The sequence below is a fragment of the Vibrio sp. Y29_XK_CS5 genome (assembly GCF_024181835.1).
In the GTDB taxonomy this organism is placed as follows: domain Bacteria; phylum Pseudomonadota; class Gammaproteobacteria; order Enterobacterales; family Vibrionaceae; genus Vibrio; species Vibrio harveyi.
The window spans coordinates 943,539-960,287 of record NZ_JAMZAM010000001.1 but is presented as its reverse complement, the minus strand read 5'-3'; the positions used below and the strand labels follow the sequence as shown (position 1 = coordinate 960,287).

The 16,749-nt window shown below is 44.4% G+C and carries 17 protein-coding genes; 12 read left to right on the top strand and 5 right to left on the bottom strand.

Annotated elements, in window-relative coordinates:
- The first annotated feature begins 233 nt into the window (after positions 1-233).
- The 4 genes from NL647_RS04310 (at position 234) to NL647_RS04295 (ending at position 3,932) form a co-directional block, all read left to right on the top strand.
- A complete protein-coding gene (locus NL647_RS04310; RefSeq protein ID WP_253649695.1) occupies positions 234-1,565 on the top strand; it encodes an amidohydrolase family protein in 1,332 nt (443 codons plus the stop codon).
- A gap of 78 nt (positions 1,566-1,643) precedes the next feature.
- The gene (locus NL647_RS04305; RefSeq protein WP_005446901.1) at positions 1,644-2,276 is read left to right on the top strand and encodes a DUF3299 domain-containing protein; all 633 of its coding nucleotides are present in this window, start codon (positions 1,644-1,646) and stop codon (positions 2,274-2,276) included.
- Between the two features lie 111 nt (positions 2,277-2,387).
- Positions 2,388-3,614: a carbohydrate porin gene (locus NL647_RS04300; protein ID WP_038898957.1), complete on the top strand. Its 1,227-nt coding sequence runs from the start codon at positions 2,388-2,390 to the stop codon at positions 3,612-3,614.
- A gap of 99 nt (positions 3,615-3,713) precedes the next feature.
- On the top strand, positions 3,714-3,932 hold the full coding sequence (locus tag NL647_RS04295; RefSeq protein WP_029789318.1) for a DUF6500 family protein: 219 nt from the start codon (positions 3,714-3,716) through the stop codon (positions 3,930-3,932).
- 48 nt (positions 3,933-3,980) lie between these two features.
- Here the strand turns inward: NL647_RS04295 and NL647_RS04290 are convergent, their stop codons facing one another.
- A complete protein-coding gene (locus NL647_RS04290) occupies positions 3,981-5,684 on the bottom strand; it encodes an FAD-dependent oxidoreductase (RefSeq protein WP_253649694.1) in 1,704 nt (567 codons plus the stop codon).
- A 151-nt stretch (positions 5,685-5,835) separates the two neighbouring features.
- On the opposite strand from NL647_RS04290, the gene NL647_RS04285 reads away from it, so the two are divergent.
- The 3 genes from NL647_RS04285 to NL647_RS04275 are packed head-to-tail and all read left to right on the top strand — an operon-like array spanning position 5,836 to position 7,012.
- The gene (locus NL647_RS04285) at positions 5,836-6,129 is read left to right on the top strand and encodes a helix-turn-helix transcriptional regulator (protein WP_009700376.1); all 294 of its coding nucleotides are present in this window, start codon (positions 5,836-5,838) and stop codon (positions 6,127-6,129) included.
- A gap of 26 nt (positions 6,130-6,155) precedes the next feature.
- Positions 6,156-6,557: a YeeE/YedE family protein gene (locus NL647_RS04280; protein ID WP_053049033.1), complete on the top strand. Its 402-nt coding sequence runs from the start codon at positions 6,156-6,158 to the stop codon at positions 6,555-6,557.
- 14 nt (positions 6,558-6,571) lie between these two features.
- Positions 6,572-7,012 carry a YeeE/YedE family protein gene (locus NL647_RS04275; RefSeq protein WP_045487474.1) on the top strand — a complete coding sequence of 147 codons (441 nt, stop codon included), beginning with the start codon at positions 6,572-6,574 and terminating at the stop codon, positions 7,010-7,012.
- A gap of 36 nt (positions 7,013-7,048) precedes the next feature.
- Here the strand turns inward: NL647_RS04275 and NL647_RS04270 are convergent, their stop codons facing one another.
- The gene (locus NL647_RS04270) at positions 7,049-7,912 is read right to left on the bottom strand and encodes an endonuclease/exonuclease/phosphatase family protein (RefSeq protein WP_053049031.1); all 864 of its coding nucleotides are present in this window, start codon (positions 7,910-7,912) and stop codon (positions 7,049-7,051) included.
- A gap of 308 nt (positions 7,913-8,220) precedes the next feature.
- On the opposite strand from NL647_RS04270, the gene nrdD reads away from it, so the two are divergent.
- Positions 8,221-10,341, top strand: coding sequence for an anaerobic ribonucleoside-triphosphate reductase (nrdD, locus tag NL647_RS04265; RefSeq protein ID WP_005427114.1), 2,121 nt, complete (start codon positions 8,221-8,223; stop codon positions 10,339-10,341).
- Positions 10,342-10,426: 85 nt separating this feature from the next.
- Entirely contained in the window at positions 10,427-10,897 is a 471-nt protein-coding gene (gene nrdG, locus NL647_RS04260) for an anaerobic ribonucleoside-triphosphate reductase-activating protein (protein ID WP_005435220.1), read from the top strand.
- A gap of 146 nt (positions 10,898-11,043) precedes the next feature.
- On the opposite strand, the gene NL647_RS04255 is transcribed toward nrdG, so the two are convergent.
- On the bottom strand, positions 11,044-12,429 hold the full coding sequence (locus tag NL647_RS04255; RefSeq protein WP_253649693.1) for an MATE family efflux transporter: 1,386 nt from the start codon (positions 12,427-12,429) through the stop codon (positions 11,044-11,046).
- A 155-nt stretch (positions 12,430-12,584) separates the two neighbouring features.
- Between NL647_RS04255 and NL647_RS04250 the strand changes: the two genes are divergently transcribed.
- The 3 genes from NL647_RS04250 (at position 12,585) to NL647_RS04240 (ending at position 15,475) form a co-directional block, all read left to right on the top strand.
- Entirely contained in the window at positions 12,585-13,442 is an 858-nt protein-coding gene (locus NL647_RS04250) for an AraC family transcriptional regulator (RefSeq protein ID WP_009696622.1), read from the top strand.
- Positions 13,443-13,597: 155 nt separating this feature from the next.
- Complete coding sequence (locus tag NL647_RS04245) at positions 13,598-14,785, top strand: amino acid aminotransferase (RefSeq protein WP_009702330.1); 1,188 nt, start codon at positions 13,598-13,600, stop codon at positions 14,783-14,785.
- A gap of 12 nt (positions 14,786-14,797) precedes the next feature.
- Positions 14,798-15,475: a RimK/LysX family protein gene (locus NL647_RS04240; protein ID WP_239924762.1), complete on the top strand. Its 678-nt coding sequence runs from the start codon at positions 14,798-14,800 to the stop codon at positions 15,473-15,475.
- Between the two features lie 107 nt (positions 15,476-15,582).
- On the opposite strand, the gene NL647_RS04235 is transcribed toward NL647_RS04240, so the two are convergent.
- Positions 15,583-16,119, bottom strand: a complete 537-nt coding sequence (locus NL647_RS04235) for a hypothetical protein (RefSeq protein ID WP_005446887.1) — start codon at positions 16,117-16,119, stop codon at positions 15,583-15,585.
- 162 nt (positions 16,120-16,281) lie between these two features.
- Positions 16,282-16,653 carry a YgiW/YdeI family stress tolerance OB fold protein gene (locus NL647_RS04230; protein WP_005446886.1) on the bottom strand — a complete coding sequence of 124 codons (372 nt, stop codon included), beginning with the start codon at positions 16,651-16,653 and terminating at the stop codon, positions 16,282-16,284.
- Between the last annotated feature and the right edge of the window lie 96 nt (positions 16,654-16,749).

Below are 16,749 nucleotides of genomic sequence, written 5' to 3'. Positions count from 1 at the left end.
AACTCGCATTTCTTTCACAATATCCGCATGTTGTCGTGTAAAGGCAATTAAACCGCCTTGAAAGTCGTCATGATGACTTCTATGTTTTTAACGTAAGCCGTCTGTTTCATATGTTTTTTGCCTGATCAGTCGTTTTTGGTGATCACAGAAATAGATGCCCTCATAACACCGCTGTTCTGACAGGGAAGTTATAGGAAATGGACCCCAACTATCCAAAAAACGTAGGTGTAATAATGATAATTTCTAAGAAGAACCTTTCTTTTGTTGCGCTATCTTGTGCATTTGCCTTAAACGCGAATGCAGCATCGACACTGTTTACTAACGTTGATGTTTTCAATGGCACCGATGAAAAGCTACTTCAAAACCAAAATGTCTTAGTCGTGGATAACATGATTAAGGAAATCTCACCGAAACCAATTAAAGCTGATAAGCAAACAACGACAATTAATGGCGAAGGCTTAACCATGATTCCTGGCTTAATCGACATGCATTCCCACATGTGTATTCAAGAAGGTATGTTGGTTGGTAGAGATGGTTATGATCAAATGGCGATGGGGGCTCGTGCTCATGTTTCCATGATGCAGTATCTCGACCAAGGCTTTACGACGGCTCGTGATGCAGGCTGTAATATTCTTGGTATCGCAAAAGCCATCAACAATGGTTTGCTTGAGGGACCGCGATTGTTCCCAGCCGGGGGCTTCTTGAGTCAAACTGGTGGTCACGCGGATACCGGTAGCTTTAACGATGTTCCAGGACGCGTTGACGATCTTGAACGCCACGGCTTTGGCTATATCGTCGATGGCGAAACAGAAGCTCGTCGTGCTGCACGTCAGAACTTACGTTCGGGCGCGACGCAGATTAAAATAATGGCCGGCGGTGGTGTTGCGAGTGAGTTCGATCCAATTCACATGACGCAATTCTCTAAACAAGAGATGGAAGCGATTGTTGGCGTAGCAGAAGATTACGGTACCTACGTTATGGCGCATGCTTATCATGATCGTTCGGTTAACCGTGCCATTGATGCTGGCGTAAAAGTGATTGAGCATAACTTCTTAATTTCCGAAGAAACCATTAAGCGAATGAAAGAAAAGGGTGTGGCACTTTCTGCACAAGCGGTGATGTCTCTTGAAGCCTTTGCTGAACCTGAAAAGATCACCTTCTTCAGCCCGGATCAAAAAGCCAAAGCGACCAAAGTAAACGAAGGCGCGAAGCAAATGTTTGAATGGGCGCGTAAATATGACCTGTTGATTGTTACTGGTGGCGATATGTTTGGCCCTGCATACAATACGCGCCAAGCAGACAACATGGTTTGGATGGAGAAAGTCGGTTTTACACCATATGAGATCATGAAGATGGGCACATCGAATGCCGCAGAAGTACTAAGCTGGTCGGGTGGCATGAATCCATATAAATACGGAAAACTCGGCGTTGTAGAGCCGGGCGCTTACGCTGATGTAGTGCTGGTGGATGGGAATCCTCTGCAGGACATCACAATTCTTAACGATTACCAAGATAAATTCAAAGTAATTATGAAAGACGGCAAGATCCACAAGAATACCTTGTAGTAAACTCTTTCGACTATTTGGGGGCGCTATTGTCCCCAAATTTTTCTCTAAAAGACAAAGAACTATTCAAGGGAACGTATGAAGAAGTACCTATTGGCTGGCTTAGTTTTGCTGGCTTCATCAAATGTATCCGCCGATCAATTAAGCTGGGAGCAATTGTTGCCAGTGGATGTCCCTCAGATTGAAGACCCATTTGTAAAACTCACAGACCAACAACTTTTTGAACTTGGTTCTCTTGCAAGATACCGTGATGCTCAAAATCTTAATGAGCAACAGAAACAAACCATGAAGGAATTAGAAGACAGCTTAAAAGCTGACGACTTAGACATAGAATGGTTGTTCAAAAAGCGCGAAGAGATTACTCAGCATCGTCGTATGTTGGCATCAATGCCAAACACAACACTTACTGAAGATACTTATGAAATTCCTGGCTTTGTAACGCCGGTAGAATTTAACAATGACGTTGTCACAAAATTTTTCCTTGTTCCAACTATGGGCGCTTGCATCCATACACCACCGCCACCTGCAAACCAGATTGTTTTGGTCGATTATCCGAAAGGTTTGAAACTGACTTCTCTTTACGAGCCAATTTGGGTGAAAGGGGATCTGCATGTGAAAAAGACTAAGGCGGATGTTTCATATTCTGACGGAGCTTCGAACGTAGAAACCATCTACCAGATGGACGAGGTTTCAATTCGACCTTATCGATAAGAGTACACCACCGAAAATACAAAAAGCAGTGAGCTGTCGCTTAATGGCAATTTTCAAAACGCTGAATCATTAAACTCTTTTTCTAGAAATCAATTTAATGAGAAACCAGACATGAAAGTAACTGTTCCAAAGCTTAGTTTTATCGCTCTTTCACTTGTAATGGCGTCATCGATTAACGCGGCGAACTTTGGTAGCCCTGATACGGTTGACAATACCATTGCTGAAAATGCTCGTGAAAAACGCACTTGGCGAGAATCACTAGCGGAAGATCATAACTTAACGTTTGGTTTGGATTACCAAGCGCTTGGCTTAACGGCGTCTGACCCGCAAACTGGCGGTGAAGATACCGCAAGTGCTGGTGTTGCTCGTTTTTATGGTAGCTGGAATCTGGTTGGTCTTGAGTCTGGAAATACGGGCGGATTGGTTTGGAAAGTCGAACACCGCCATGCTTATAGTGATTTGTCACCAAAAGAGTTTAGCTTCATTGGCAATGGGCTAGGTTATGCAGGCATGATTGGTCCTGCGTACAGTGATCAAGGTGCTCGCCTAACTAACCTATATTGGAAACAAAAGCTCAATGGTGGCAAAACCTCGTTCATGGTGGGTTTCTTAGATACCACTGACTATGTTGATACATACGCTTTAGCCAGTCCGTGGACCGGATTCAGTAACCTTGCATTCAGTACTGGTGGTGGTTCCATTGGTCTACCGGATGATGGGATTCTAGGTCTAGCCGTTGGTCACATGCTGACTGATAACTTCTATATGGTTGCAGGTGTGGCCGATGGTAAAGGGCGTTCAGATGAACCATTTGATGGCTTCGACACCTTATTCAACGATCATAAATTGTTTACGACGTTCGAACTGGGTTGGACGGCATCACAAGATCAAATCTATACCGATAATGTTCATTTAACCGCTTGGCATTTGGATGGCGACACGCAACATAACCTGACGAATAAGGACAGCGGGCAGGGTATTAACTTTTCAGCAAGCTACTTTGCTACAGAGCAATTAATGCCATTTGTTCGTGGTGGCTTCTCGGAAGGCGATGTGGCACTTTATGATCGCTCCCTAACGGTGGGGATTGGTTACTTTGGTTTAGGTAAACCAACCAACAACCTAGGCTTCGCCGTTAACTGGAGTCATGTAAACGATAACCTAGAACACGCTTATGGTGTGGATGACTCTGAACAGTTCACTGCCGAGCTTTACTACAACATGCAGTTGAACGACTACATTCAAATCACACCGGATATTCAATACATCAAAGACCCAGCATTTTCGAACAAAAGCAGCACTTGGGTATTAGGTCTTCGCGCGAGAATATTCATCTAGATGATTATGTTTATTTGCCTTACTAAGAATAACTGTATATAAATACAGTCATTCTATTTTTGGGCTAATTTTGCTGTCGCAAAGAGAAAGGGAAAGGCAATGAACATCGCGTTAAGAGACAAAATCATTCAGGTGTGTAAGAAGAAAATAGAGCAGAAAGGCGACAATGTTGGCGTGTCCTTTTATGCCTTTTTCGCTAATAAGAATGACAATCCTGAGTTATTGATGGAAGCGGCGACTTGGTGGATTCAAATTCATCAACTCGATCACTTCGAAAAAGCGACCAAGATAATTCATTTGGTCGAGTCTGAAATGTAGAAAGGGGCACATAACGTGCCCCTTTGTCTAACTAAGCAGAATTAGAGATTAAGCTTTTGCGAACTTATAGGTACGGTAACCACCAAGTAGGTTACGTGCTTTAAATCCTGAATTGACCAGTTGACGATAAGCGACGTTACCGCGCAAGCCGACCTGACAGTAAATCACGATCTCTTTGTCTTTCGGCAGTTCATTCATACGTTGGCGAAGTTGGTCGACAGGAATATTGATTGCGCCATCAATGAAGCCGACAGATTCCAATTCTCCCGGATTACGAACATCGAGCAGAACTTGGTCCTCTGAGAGGTTGTCGATTTCATCAAAATGAATCGCTGTTGCGTCACCTTTAATGATGTTATTCGCAACGAAAGCCGCTTGGTTAATCACATCTTTCGCGGAACCATACGGTGGCGCGTAAGTGAGTTCAAGGTGTTGTAGTTGTTCTACTGTCATACCAGCACGCTGAGCAACTGCCATTACGTCAATACGTTTGTCAACGCCGTCTTTACCTACTGCTTGCGCACCTAAAATCTTTCCGGTTGCTGGATCAAACAGCATTTTGAACGACACAGTTTCTGCGCCAGGGTAGTAACTCGCGTGGCTGGCTGTGTGGACATACACTTTTTCATAAGTGATGTTGTCACGTTTTAGCTGTTTCTCGTTTTTACCAGTAGAAGCGACGGCTAAATCAAAGATCTTGCAGATCGCCGTGCCTTGCGTACCTTGGTAAGTTTCTTGGCGACCAAGCATGTTGTCTGCTGCCATACGACCTTGACGGTTTGCTGGTCCCGCCAACGGAACAAGGGTTTGTTCGCCAGTGACAAAGTCTTTCTCTTCAACCGCATCACCAACGGCATAGATCGAAGGATCGCTGGTCTGCATGTATTCGTTGGTGTAAATACCGCCTAGTGCACCAATTTGAAGACCGGCTTCTTGCGCGAGTTTTGTTTCAGGGCGTACACCAATAGCCATGATCAGGATATCGGTATCAAGCTGGTCACCATTGTTTAGAGACAGCGTCAGTTTTCCTTGAAGGTGTTGGTGTGTGTCATCTTCACCCGCTTCTATGTTAGCGACAGATTGGTTCGCCACAAATTCAACAGAAGATAGAGCAACGCCTAAGCGCAGGTCGACGCCTTTCTCTCGGATTTCTGCATGAGCAAAACCGGCCATTTCTCGGTCAACGGGCGTCATCACTTGATCCGCCATTTCAACCAATGTGGTTTTTACGCCAAGCTGGTGGAAGGCTTCCATCATTTCCAAACCGATGAAACCACCACCAACGACCGTAGCGTGTTCCACTTTGTTGGTTTCGATCGTCTTAATGATGCGATCCATATCTGGGATATTACGCAGCGAATGCGTCAATGGGTTATCAATACCCGGAATAGGCGGCACAACTGGACCTGCACCAGGGCTAAGTAGAAGAAAGTCGTAGCTCTCTTGGTATTCAGAGCCATCAAGTAGGTTCTTAACCGTAACCGTTTTATCTTGGCGGTTAATTGAAACCACTTCGTTCATTACACGAACATCAACATTGAAACGCGCTAAAAAGCTCTCAGGCGTTTGAAGAAGCAGTTTGCTGCGTTCTTGGATATCGCCACCAATGTGGTACGGCAAGCCACAGTTTGCAAATGACACAAATGGACCGCGTTCAAACATAATGATTTCTGCGTCTTCACTAAGACGACGAGCGCGTGCTGCTGCAGATGCACCGCCAGCAACACCACCAATAATCACGATTTTGCTCATGGATTTCTCCTACTGAATGATCGAAAACGCCTACACCTTACTTAAATAATTTAGCTATGTCTAATGTTAATTTAGCTACATTAGCATTGACTTAATAATATTAATTAGTAATATCTAATAAAACTTAACGTATTGATGAAGAGGCATAAGAATGGGCGACAGTATGCTACAAAGTGCGACCGAAGCGAGTGAGCTACTTAAAATAATGGCTCATCCAGAGCGCTTAATCGTGATGTGCAAGCTTATTGAAGGCGAAAAAGGGGTCGGTGAACTGTTTGAAGGCTCAACATTAAGCCAATCAGCCTTTTCACAACACCTCACCGTATTGAGAAAACACGACATCATCAAAGCTCGAAAGGTTTCTCAGCAGGTGTTCTATTCGATTTCTGATGAAAGAGTTGGTCCGCTGATTGAGGCGTTTAACCAAGTTTTCTGTAAGCAGTAATTCAAAACTTTATACGGGTGGTTGTTATGTTTGAAGTTCCTTGGATGTCGCTTTTGGGCGGCGTCATGGTTGGTGCATCAGCGGTAGTATTGATGCTTTTCAATGGCAAGACCGCTGGAATCAGCGGGATCTTAAATGGTGCCGTTGAGAGTGCGGACCGAGTTTGGCGAATTGTCTTCTTAATTGCGATGGCATTGGGCGGTGTGTTTGCTGTTTATGCTCTTGGCGGGTATGTACCAACTGAGTACAGCGGCTCTCTTGGTTTGGTTGTCGTTGCTGGTTTACTGGTTGGGGTCGGTACACGTATCGGTAATGGTTGCACAAGTGGTCATGGCATTTGTGGGATAGGGCGTTTCTCTATCCGTTCTGTAGTCGCAACGTGTACTTTTATGGCAACCGCCATGTTAACCGTCTTACTAGTCTCGTAAGGAATAGTGTCGTTATGAAAACTCAGGTAATGAAAAGTATTAAGCAAATTTCTATCGTTGCATTTTCTGGTGCGCTCTTCGGTATTGGTATGGTGATTTCCGGTATGGCTGATCCGGCAAAAGTGATCGGCTTCCTGGATATTACCGGCGCGTGGGACCCAAGCTTAGCCTTCGTTATGGGCGGAGCACTTGCGGTGTTCGTTCCTGCTTATCTTTTATTAATAAAGCCAAGAAGCGAATCTGTGTTTGGTGATGAGATTGTCTGTCCAACTTCTAAAGCGATAGACAAAAAGTTAGTTGGCGGTGCAGCACTGTTTGGTATTGGGTGGGGCTTACTCGGTGTGTGTCCTGGACCTGCGGTTGCCAGCCTTTTTACTGGCAACACACAAGTTCTGCTATTTATTGCGGCAATGTTGGTTGGGTCATTCACCGCTAAAACAATGGTTAGTCGATAAAGAGCGAACTTCAATGCTAAAAAGAGTATTTCAACATTAAAATGAGAGCGTCGTAGAAACCGGGCAGTGATCACTCAGTTTATAATCGAGCACATCTTGCGTTTTGAAAACGGTTTGAACGCCGGACGACGCCTTTAAATCACCACTAACAATAATGTGGTCTATCACCGAGCGGAATTGGTGGATTTTATTCGGATTACGATTAGAACGCACTTTACATTCCGCTTTGGTATTTTGGGTTACTAGCCTTGCATTGGTATTGTCCGATAGCACGTCCCATAACCAATCTCCTCGATAACCCAAATTGTGGTTAAAGTCGCCAAGCACCACATATTGTTGTTTGTTGTCCTCGCGTGCTTTTATCCATTTGGCTAGTGCCTGTCCTTGTTGTTTCACGATCTTACAATCGCGATTATTGCGATACGCACCACTGCACCCCGCTTTTAGATGTACAGAGAGTAGGTGAGTCTCGTTGTCTTGGTTTGGATTCAAAACAAGGTAGCTGGCGAAGCGGAGCTTGCTGTTGCCTCGTGTGATAGAAAAGTCTGGTTTGTCCAACACGCTCATACCATTACGTACCGCAAAACCGGTGTATTGATTGGTGTCATTGAACTGAAGGTGTCTGTTGGAGGCGTTTGAACGATCGGAAAGATAAATAGTGAAGTCATTGCCAACGGCTTTTTGGATTGCAGCGACACTTTCGACTTCTTGAAAAGCGAGAATATCGACTTGTGTTTTATCCACATAGTGGGTCAGTTTTTCAAAATCTTGTGGTGTTCTAGACACTTTTCCACCATCTATAGATAGCCATTCAATATTCCAGCTGGTTAATTTGACGGAATTTTGAGCAAATGAAAGAGAACTAAAAAGTAATATTACCGTAACAAAAAGTGATCGCATTTTGGTCTATCGCACTCCTATAATTTAGCGCATTCCTTTCCATCCTTTATCCTATAAGACCTCGAAAAAAAGCAAGTGGATTTCGCTCCAATTTTGCAATTTTCACAGTTTTCTTCGCAAGTGAGATCAACGCCAATAAGATCGATTTGTTCTTGTTCGCTACCCATTTTTTATTGATCAAAATCAATGTTTTCAATTGGTGCTTCTCGTTAAATACGCCACAATATATTGTGTCAGCAGAATAAAAAATAACCCCATATAGTGTGTTTGTGGATAACTCTGTGAGTATGCTGGGGTAAGGAGAAAAAGTGAAACCAATCGTAATCAAGCGTGACGGCTCAAGAGCTCCGTTCAACAGGGATCGTATACAAGCAGCAGTAGAAGCTGCAGCGGAAAATAAAGACAAAGATGTCGCCATTTATGCACTAAATGTTGCTCTGGCAGTTGAGTTACAGCTTCAGGATCACGATGAAGTTCACATCCATGAGATTCAAGACTTAGTCGAAAATGAACTCATGCAAGGTCCTTACAAAGCCCTAGCACGTTCTTACATTGAATACCGCCACGATCGCGACATTGCTCGTGAGAAGCAAAGCGCGCTAACTCGCGAAATCGAAGGTCTGATTGAAGAAAGTAACCTAGACCTAATCAACGAGAATGCGAACAAAGACGGCAAAGTGATTCCGACTCAACGTGACTTGTTGGCTGGTATTGTTGCGAAACACTACGCGAAGACACACATCCTTCCTCGCGATGTGGTTCAAGCACACGAAGTGGGGGACATTCACTACCACGATTTGGATTACGCTCCGTTCTTCCCAATGTTTAACTGTATGCTTATCGATCTTAAAGGCATGCTAACGCACGGCTTTAAAATGGGTAACGCTGAGATTGATACTCCTAAATCAATCTCGACTGCAACAGCAGTAACAGCACAGATCATTGCTCAAGTAGCGAGCCACATTTACGGCGGCACAACCATCAACCGTATTGATGAAGTTCTAGAACCGTACGTAATCACAAGCTACGAGAAACATCTAGAGATCGCAAAAGAGTGGAACATTGCTGAGCCAGAAGAGTTCGCAAAAGCGCGCACAGAGAAAGAGTGTTACGACGCGTTCCAATCTCTAGAATACGAAGTAAACACGCTACACACAGCGAACGGTCAAACACCATTCGTTACGTTCGGTTTTGGTCTTGGTACAAGCTGGGCATCACGCCTTATCCAGAAATCGATTCTGAAGAACCGTATTGCAGGTCTAGGTAAGAACCGTAAAACAGCGGTATTCCCTAAACTGGTATTCGGCATCAAAGATGGCTTGAACCACAAATCAGAAGATCCAAACTACGACATCAAGCAACTTGCGCTTGAGTGTGCGTCTAAGCGTATGTACCCAGACATTCTTAACTACGACAAAGTAGTAGAAGTAACGGGTTCATTCAAAACACCGATGGGCTGTCGTAGCTTCCTTGGTACTTACGAAGAAAACGGCGAGCTGATTCACGAAGGTCGTAACAACCTAGGCGTAGTGAGCTTGAACCTTCCTCGTATCGCTATCCGTGCAAACGGCAGTGAAGAGAAATTCTACGAGCTTCTAAACGATCGCTTACGTCTTGCTCGTAAAGCACTAGAAACACGTATCTCTCGTCTAGAAAACGTGAAAGCACGCGTTGCTCCGATCCTTTACATGGAAGGCGCGTGTGGTGTTCGCCTGAAAGCAGACGACTCAATCGCAGATATCTTCAAGAACGGTCGTGCGTCTATTTCTCTTGGTTACATCGGTGTACACGAGACAATTAACGCGCTATTCGGTACAGAAGCGCACGTTTATGATGATGCTGTTCTACGTGAAAAAGCAGTAGCAATCATCAAGCACCTGAAAGACACAGTAAACGGTTGGGCAGAAGATACTGGTTACGGTTTCAGCCTATACGCAACGCCAAGTGAAAACCTATGTAGCCGTTTCTGCCGCATCGACGCGAAAGAGTTCGGTGTAATTGAAGGCGTAACAGACAAAGGTTACTACACCAACAGCTTCCACCTAGATGTTGAGAAGAAGGTGAACCCATACGACAAGATCGACTTTGAGATGCCTTACCCAGAAATCTCAAGCGGCGGCTTTATCTGTTACGGCGAGTTCCCGAACATGCAACGTAACGTTGAAGCACTAGAAAACGTATGGGACTACAGTTACACCCGCGTACCTTACTACGGTACAAACACGCCAATTGATGAGTGTTACGAGTGTGGCTACAACGGTGAGTTTGACTGTACAAGTAAAGGCTTCACTTGCCCAAGCTGTGGCAACCATGATTCAACCAAAGTGTCAGTGACACGTCGTGTTTGTGGCTACCTAGGCAGCCCAGATGCACGTCCGTTTAACTTCGGTAAGCAAGAAGAAGTGAAGCGTCGAGTTAAACACCTGTAAGGTTTACTTAAGCTCAAACCCAATAATGAAAATCAACCTGTCGTGGGTTGATTTTCTTTTCTAGCCAGCAAAACAAGGCACGATTATGAACTACCACCAATACTATCCAATTGACGTTGTTAACGGACCAGGTACACGCTGCACGCTATTTGTGTCGGGCTGTGTACACCAGTGCCGCGGCTGTTATAACCAGTCGACGCAACGCTTGGATTCTGGTGTGTTTTTCACGCAAGAAGCAGAAGACAAAATCATTGCAGACCTAAACGACACGCGTATCAAACGCCGAGGTTTATCTCTGTCTGGTGGTGATCCTTTGCATCCAGCGAACGTGCCGCACATTCTTAAGCTTGTAAAACGCGTAAGAGAAGAGTGCCCAGGCAAAGATATTTGGGTTTGGACAGGTTACACGCTTGAAGAGCTCGACGATGCGCAGCGTGAAGTGACGCAATACATCGACACATTAATCGATGGTAAATACGAGCAAGATAAACGAGACCTCAACCTTGAATGGCGAGGCAGCTCGAATCAAATTATCCATCGATTCACTGAGCTTTAAGCGTTCCAACTCAAGAAAAGCCAATATAAAAAGGGCACATTCGGATATTTCGAATGTGCCCTTTTGGTGTGAGTTCTTTTAAAGCTTTGATTGATGAAATCGTTCTGTTTTGAGCTTAACTCAACAACTATAGCACAACGTTTCAGTTACGCCGTCACACTGGAGTCATCATCAACCATGTTATTAATCCATCGCTTAGACTGAATTCGGTGAGTCGTTAGAATGCCTTTTACTAATTCTTCGACCAGTAGAGACATCAACACCCAATGCAGTGGTAAACCTAACACCATCCCGGTGTAGTAGGTAAGCGGAATACCAATCGCCCATTGACCAAACGTGTCGATGAAAATGCTATAGCGAATATCAGCGCCACTCTTTAATACGCCTCCAATACCAACCATATTAAACACGCGCAGTATCATGCCTAATGCGAGCACCAAACATACATTCAACGCCATTTGTTTGTCTGTGAGCGGGCTCATCTCTAACAAATTCAAAATCAAAGGCGAGCAAATCCATACGGCAAAGAACAAAATGGTTGCCAATACCGCGCTCGTTAATACATACCACCACGCAGTTTTCTCTACACGGTCATATTGTTGGGCTCCAATGTCATTCCCAAGCAGTACAGAAGCGGCAACAGCGAATCCCATAAAGGTTGAAATCAATACGCCTTCAATTGGTGATAGGAACGAGATAATCGCCAGTTCTGTTACGCCCAACTGACCATAAATGATGCTGTAGACAATTAAACCGCCAGTCCACAACGCATCGTGGATCAGCATTGGCATCGAAACTTTGAAATATTTGTTTCGATACTTCTGTACTGTGCCTTCACGCCAATCTGAAAGAGTAGGGAGCAGATGTGAATACCGACGACAAAAGAAGTAAACCAGCACCCCAGTTTGGAAAAAGCGTGAGATAAAAGTACCGACTGCAGCCCCAAATACACCCCATTGTGGAAATCCTAGCAAGCCAAAGATCAAAACCGCATTGAGGAAAACGTTCACGATGATAGCGGCAATACTGACGTAAGTCGGCATCTTTGCCTCACCGACGGATCTCAACACCGATTCAATAGGAACGACTACGGCGGTACCTAGGAGACTCAAACCAGTCACTACTAAGTATTCTCTCGCATAACCAACATACTCAGGATCGTCCGACATAAAAGAGACGATTTCTTTGTCATAAACCACGTACAGCCAAATGAATGGCAAAGTAACTACCAGCGAAATAAACCAGGATTGGGCGAGCGTTCGTCTGATTCCTGCAAGGTTTCCCGAGCCATAATATTGAGAGGCTAAAACCGTTACTGCACCACACAATCCAAACACCACGGCGAGATTAAAGAAAAAGATTCGGTTACCAACACCAACCGCTGCTGTTGCAGCTTCACCTAACTGACTCACCATAAAAATATCGATGGCACCGAGTAACGAAAACAGCATGGATTGCAGCGATACAGGAACGCCGATCGCAATCAGTTTTTTCCAAAATGCTTTGTCTATGTATTGACGTGTTAAGAGCATCGCATTTCTCCTCTAAGAACAATGCGAGTAGTTTATCCGTATGATTTGGCGGTGTATTTTTCGAAGACATCCAAAAGTTTTGTCAAACTATCCAGTGTTTATCGGTGGTTTGATAGAACACGTTTGCCGTGAGTGCATTTGTGAGCCATCGAATCATGGAAGAGAAGCAAGAACGTTACACCATTTCAGAAAAGACCTATCAAGAGTTCATCGACCACACTCGCGTGCTTGCTCTTGAAGAAAGAGGCATCGTCCAATGTGGAATTGCTACTTGTCGAGAGTTCTTTTCCGTTTATCGAAAAAACCAGAAGAAACACATGTTGTTGTACACGGTTCGTGGCAAAGGCTGGTTGGAGAGCGGAGCCTGTCGTTATGAACTGGAGCCAGGATCGTTAGTGATCGTGCCAGCAGGTATCGAAAATGGCTTTGGAATGGAAGACGAAACGTGGCAAATCGCGTGGGTGTTTCTTTCCCAAGATAAAGAATGGTCAATGGTGAATGACGAGATTGAGTATCAACTTACACCTGCGCCAGAAGTGATGTATTTCTGTATTCAGACTCTATTGCGAAGTATCAATCTACCTATCGATTACGGCGGTGAAGTCGGTGCACACAGTGTTGCCCAGTTAGAGCTCATGCTGAATATGCCGCACTCAGATTCCATATCACGCAACCAGTTAAAGTTGCGCCGCGTATTCGATTTGGTTCAGAGACAGCTCCATAAAGAATGGACGGTAGAACAACTTGCAGCCCTGTACCCATGTTCTGAACCCCACTTGCATCGTTTGACCCAGCAACAGTTTGGGCGAAGCCCAATGGCACACTTAACTCGTATGAGAATGGAATATGCCGCGCGTTTGTTGCGCTCAACAGAGTGGTCAATTCAGCACATCGGTGAAATAGTAGGGTACCCAACAGGCGCAAACTTCAGTACACGATTTAAAGCTTGGTCCAACATGACTCCGCGCGAATTTAGGAAAAACGGTAAGCTAGATTCAAACTTCAATGAGTGAATCGTTCTTTTTATGACCGATTGAGTTCATAAAATTCCCTAGGCACCAGAATTTTGTACTCTAATTGGCGAAATGTGTGAAAAATCATTTCGCCATTTTTAACGAAAGTGTTACCGTGAGGTTCGATACTTGAATTTCAAAGGGTTATGACTTTCATGTTTTCTAATCTACCAACTCCCGTATTAGATCCTATTTTATCTCTTTCCGTCGCATACCGCGGCGATGAACGTCCAAACAAGGTTGACCTTGGTATTGGCGTGTACAAAAACAGCGCTGGTGAAACGCCAATCATGAAAGCCATTCAAATGGCACAAGACGTGGTTGTCGAAAACCAAAAGACCAAATCCTACGTTGGGCTTGCAGGCTGTGAAGAATTCAACCAAAGCATGATCGATCTACTTCTGACGGGTACGTCAGCAACAGATCGTGTGGCAGCGATTCAAACGCCCGGTGCAAGCGGTGCGTTGCGTATGCTGGGTGACCTAATGAAGGTTGCACAACCAGATACGACGGTTTGGATTTCAAACCCAAGTTACGTAAACCACAAGCCAGTGATGGAAGCGGCTGGACTTAAGGTGAAGTTCTACCATTACTTCTCGCCAGAAACGAAACAAGTTGATACAGCGAAAATGCTAGAAGACCTCTCTAAAGCAGGTCCTTCTGATGTCGTGCTTCTGCATGGCTGTTGCCACAACCCAACGGGTGCAGATATTGATTTTTCTGCGTGGCAATCAATTACAGAGCTTTCGCAAAAGAATGGTTTTACCCCATTTGTGGATATTGCTTACCAAGGCTTTGGTGACGGTCTAGAGGAAGACGCAAAAGGTCTCCGCTTTATGGCTGACAACGTAGAAGAAATGCTGATCACAACCTCATGTTCTAAGAACTTTGGTTTGTACCGTGAACGTACTGGTGCTGCGATTGTGATCGGTAAAAACACGCAAGACGTGGCGAATGCAAAAGGTAAGCTTCTGACGTTAGCACGTTCAACTTACACTATGCCGCCAGATCACGGTGCAGCATTGGTGAAAACCATTCTTCAAGATGCCAACCTTACTTCAGTTTGGAAACAAGAATTGAGCGAAATGCAGCAACGCTTGCTGAATCTTCGTCAAACTTTGTGTAACGAATTGAGAAACAACCATAATACAGATCAATTTGATTTCATCGAGAGCCACAAAGGCATGTTTACTGTGCTAGGCTTTAGTGAAAACCAAATGGCGCAACTGCGTGAAGATTATGGCATTTATGGTGTCGGTGATGGTCGTATTAACATCGCTGGTTTGACCGAAACTCATATTCCTTACGTTGCTGACGCGATCCAAAAAGTATCTCAACGTTAATTGGGAGAGTTAATGAAGAACTGGAAACTGATTCTGCCGCTAATGATGAGCGGTGGTCTTATTGCTTGTACGTCGACACCGACGACCACTGAGCCTGTTGAGCCAGAAAAACCAGTCGTGGAGCAACCGGTTGAAAAGCCGGAAGTAAAACCTGAAGTAGAGCCAAAGCCTGAGGTGAAGCCGGAACAAAAACCGGAAACAAAACCTGAGAAAAAGCCGGAGCCAAAACCAGAAAAGCCAGCTAAGGTTCAAAAAACGCCTGATGGCATGCTGGTCCTTGGTGCAGAAGAATGGGTTTACGTACCAGCGATTGACCGCACATTTAAAGCTCGCATTGATACAGGAGCAACAACGTCTTCTATCAGCGCAACCGAAGTGGTTCCGTTCGAGCGTGATGGTAAAGATTGGGTTCAGTTCAAAATCGATATCAATGGTAAAGCAAGTAAAGAATTTAAACTTCCAGTAGAGCGTTGGGCAAAGATACGTCAGTCTTCTTCGGAAGATGTTGATAAACGTCCAGTTGTTGTTGCTTACATCCAGGTAGGCGACCTAAAAGAGCAAACCGAGTTTACTCTAACAGAGCGTGGACATATGAAGTTTCCGATGCTCTTAGGACGTAGCTTTTTCCGAGATGTCGCTGTTGTGGATGTATCAAAAAAATACGTTCAAAACAAACCAAGCGGTAAGTAGTTCATCGTTTGGAAACTGAAACAAAAAAAAGCCTCTCAACTGCGAGGCTTTTTTAATTTTTTCAATCAGTTAACCGAGTTTTAGTTCGCTTGGTTAACCTGCAGAAGTTAGTAAGCGAAACGCGCTGACAACACAAGTTGTTGACCGTAAGTACCGTTATCTTTCAAATCCGCACCTAAAGATAACTGTTGAGTCGAATGGAACCTTGCGCCAAGGTTGTAAATCGTTTTTGAATCATCATTATCGATTAATTGGCCAATTCGACCGTGCAATTCGATGTTCTGCATAAACCAAACGCGAGTACCGATGTTAACTTCGGTCTTCCATTCGTCACCGACAAGATCACCACTGTCTTTTTTAATGTTGTGAACCAGCATTTGACCATAGATATCAGCAAACTGACCTGCCGGACCATTAAAGCCAATACCACCGGCGATGTCCCAGTCACCACTGAACTCACTGTCTGCGCGTCCAATAAAATGCGTGTTTTCTGTAAAGTATGTTGTGACTTCGCCGCCAAACGTGCCTGGGCTTGTACCCATGCGGAATTCCATCATGTTGTAATTGAAATTGTTAGCGTGTGCGGCAAGTGGCAAAACAGCGCACAAACCAAAGGTTGCTACCTTTAGAGCTTTACCTAGCATGGGTGTCTCCGGCAAAAAATAATACGAACGAAAAAAAGGTCTGCAAAATGCAGACCAAGATTTACAAAATATCATTATAGGTGTTTCCCGTCACCCTATGCACTAGGACAAAGTGCGCATGATCAATGTTTTATTGCCCAAATTGGCGTTGAACGGGCAGAACTACATCACAACTAAATGTTCGACTTCGATTTCCGGTTTGCTTCCGCCTTCAAACTCACCGAATAGACGTACTTTTGTCGTTTGGTCAATAGGAGTTGTTAGTCGAATATCATCATCCAATTCAACCATGATTTCGCCAGAGCCATCGCTGAAGATAAATTGGTCAGCACGAGTTTGACGTAGTAGATTGCCTTCTACGACAACGTCTTTCTCTGTAAACATGCTTGATTCTTTGATCAACGCATCTACCTTTTCTACCGTTACAGGTCCATTAAATTGGATGCTTGATTGACCGTGGTTGTGGTCTTTAGCCATTGCAACAGTAGGAGCGATAGCAAGTGCAGCGATAGTAGCGATTACAGTATTTTTCATAATTTGGTTTCTCTATATAGGTGTTCGTTTTTGATGGTGCTATTAAAACAAACCGTATTTGAACCATTACTGATTCGAACATTCATATTCGATTCA

Coding starts and splice junctions, on each gene's coding strand:
- NL647_RS04310 (WP_253649695.1), top strand. CDS start 234: ATGATAATTTCTAAGAAGAACCTTTCTTTTGTTGCGCTATCTTGTGCA.
- NL647_RS04305 (WP_005446901.1), top strand. CDS start 1,644: ATGAAGAAGTACCTATTGGCTGGCTTAGTTTTGCTGGCTTCATCAAAT.
- NL647_RS04300 (WP_038898957.1), top strand. CDS start 2,388: ATGAAAGTAACTGTTCCAAAGCTTAGTTTTATCGCTCTTTCACTTGTA.
- NL647_RS04295 (WP_029789318.1), top strand. CDS start 3,714: ATGAACATCGCGTTAAGAGACAAAATCATTCAGGTGTGTAAGAAGAAA.
- NL647_RS04290 (WP_253649694.1), bottom strand. CDS start 5,684: ATGAGCAAAATCGTGATTATTGGTGGTGTTGCTGGCGGTGCATCTGCA.
- NL647_RS04285 (WP_009700376.1), top strand. CDS start 5,836: ATGGGCGACAGTATGCTACAAAGTGCGACCGAAGCGAGTGAGCTACTT.
- NL647_RS04280 (WP_053049033.1), top strand. CDS start 6,156: ATGTTTGAAGTTCCTTGGATGTCGCTTTTGGGCGGCGTCATGGTTGGT.
- NL647_RS04275 (WP_045487474.1), top strand. CDS start 6,572: ATGAAAACTCAGGTAATGAAAAGTATTAAGCAAATTTCTATCGTTGCA.
- NL647_RS04270 (WP_053049031.1), bottom strand. CDS start 7,912: ATGCGATCACTTTTTGTTACGGTAATATTACTTTTTAGTTCTCTTTCA.
- nrdG (WP_005435220.1), top strand. CDS start 10,427: ATGAACTACCACCAATACTATCCAATTGACGTTGTTAACGGACCAGGT.
- NL647_RS04255 (WP_253649693.1), bottom strand. CDS start 12,429: ATGCTCTTAACACGTCAATACATAGACAAAGCATTTTGGAAAAAACTG.
- NL647_RS04250 (WP_009696622.1), top strand. CDS start 12,585: ATGGAAGAGAAGCAAGAACGTTACACCATTTCAGAAAAGACCTATCAA.
- NL647_RS04245 (WP_009702330.1), top strand. CDS start 13,598: ATGTTTTCTAATCTACCAACTCCCGTATTAGATCCTATTTTATCTCTT.
- NL647_RS04240 (WP_239924762.1), top strand. CDS start 14,798: ATGAAGAACTGGAAACTGATTCTGCCGCTAATGATGAGCGGTGGTCTT.
- NL647_RS04235 (WP_005446887.1), bottom strand. CDS start 16,119: ATGCTAGGTAAAGCTCTAAAGGTAGCAACCTTTGGTTTGTGCGCTGTT.
- NL647_RS04230 (WP_005446886.1), bottom strand. CDS start 16,653: ATGAAAAATACTGTAATCGCTACTATCGCTGCACTTGCTATCGCTCCT.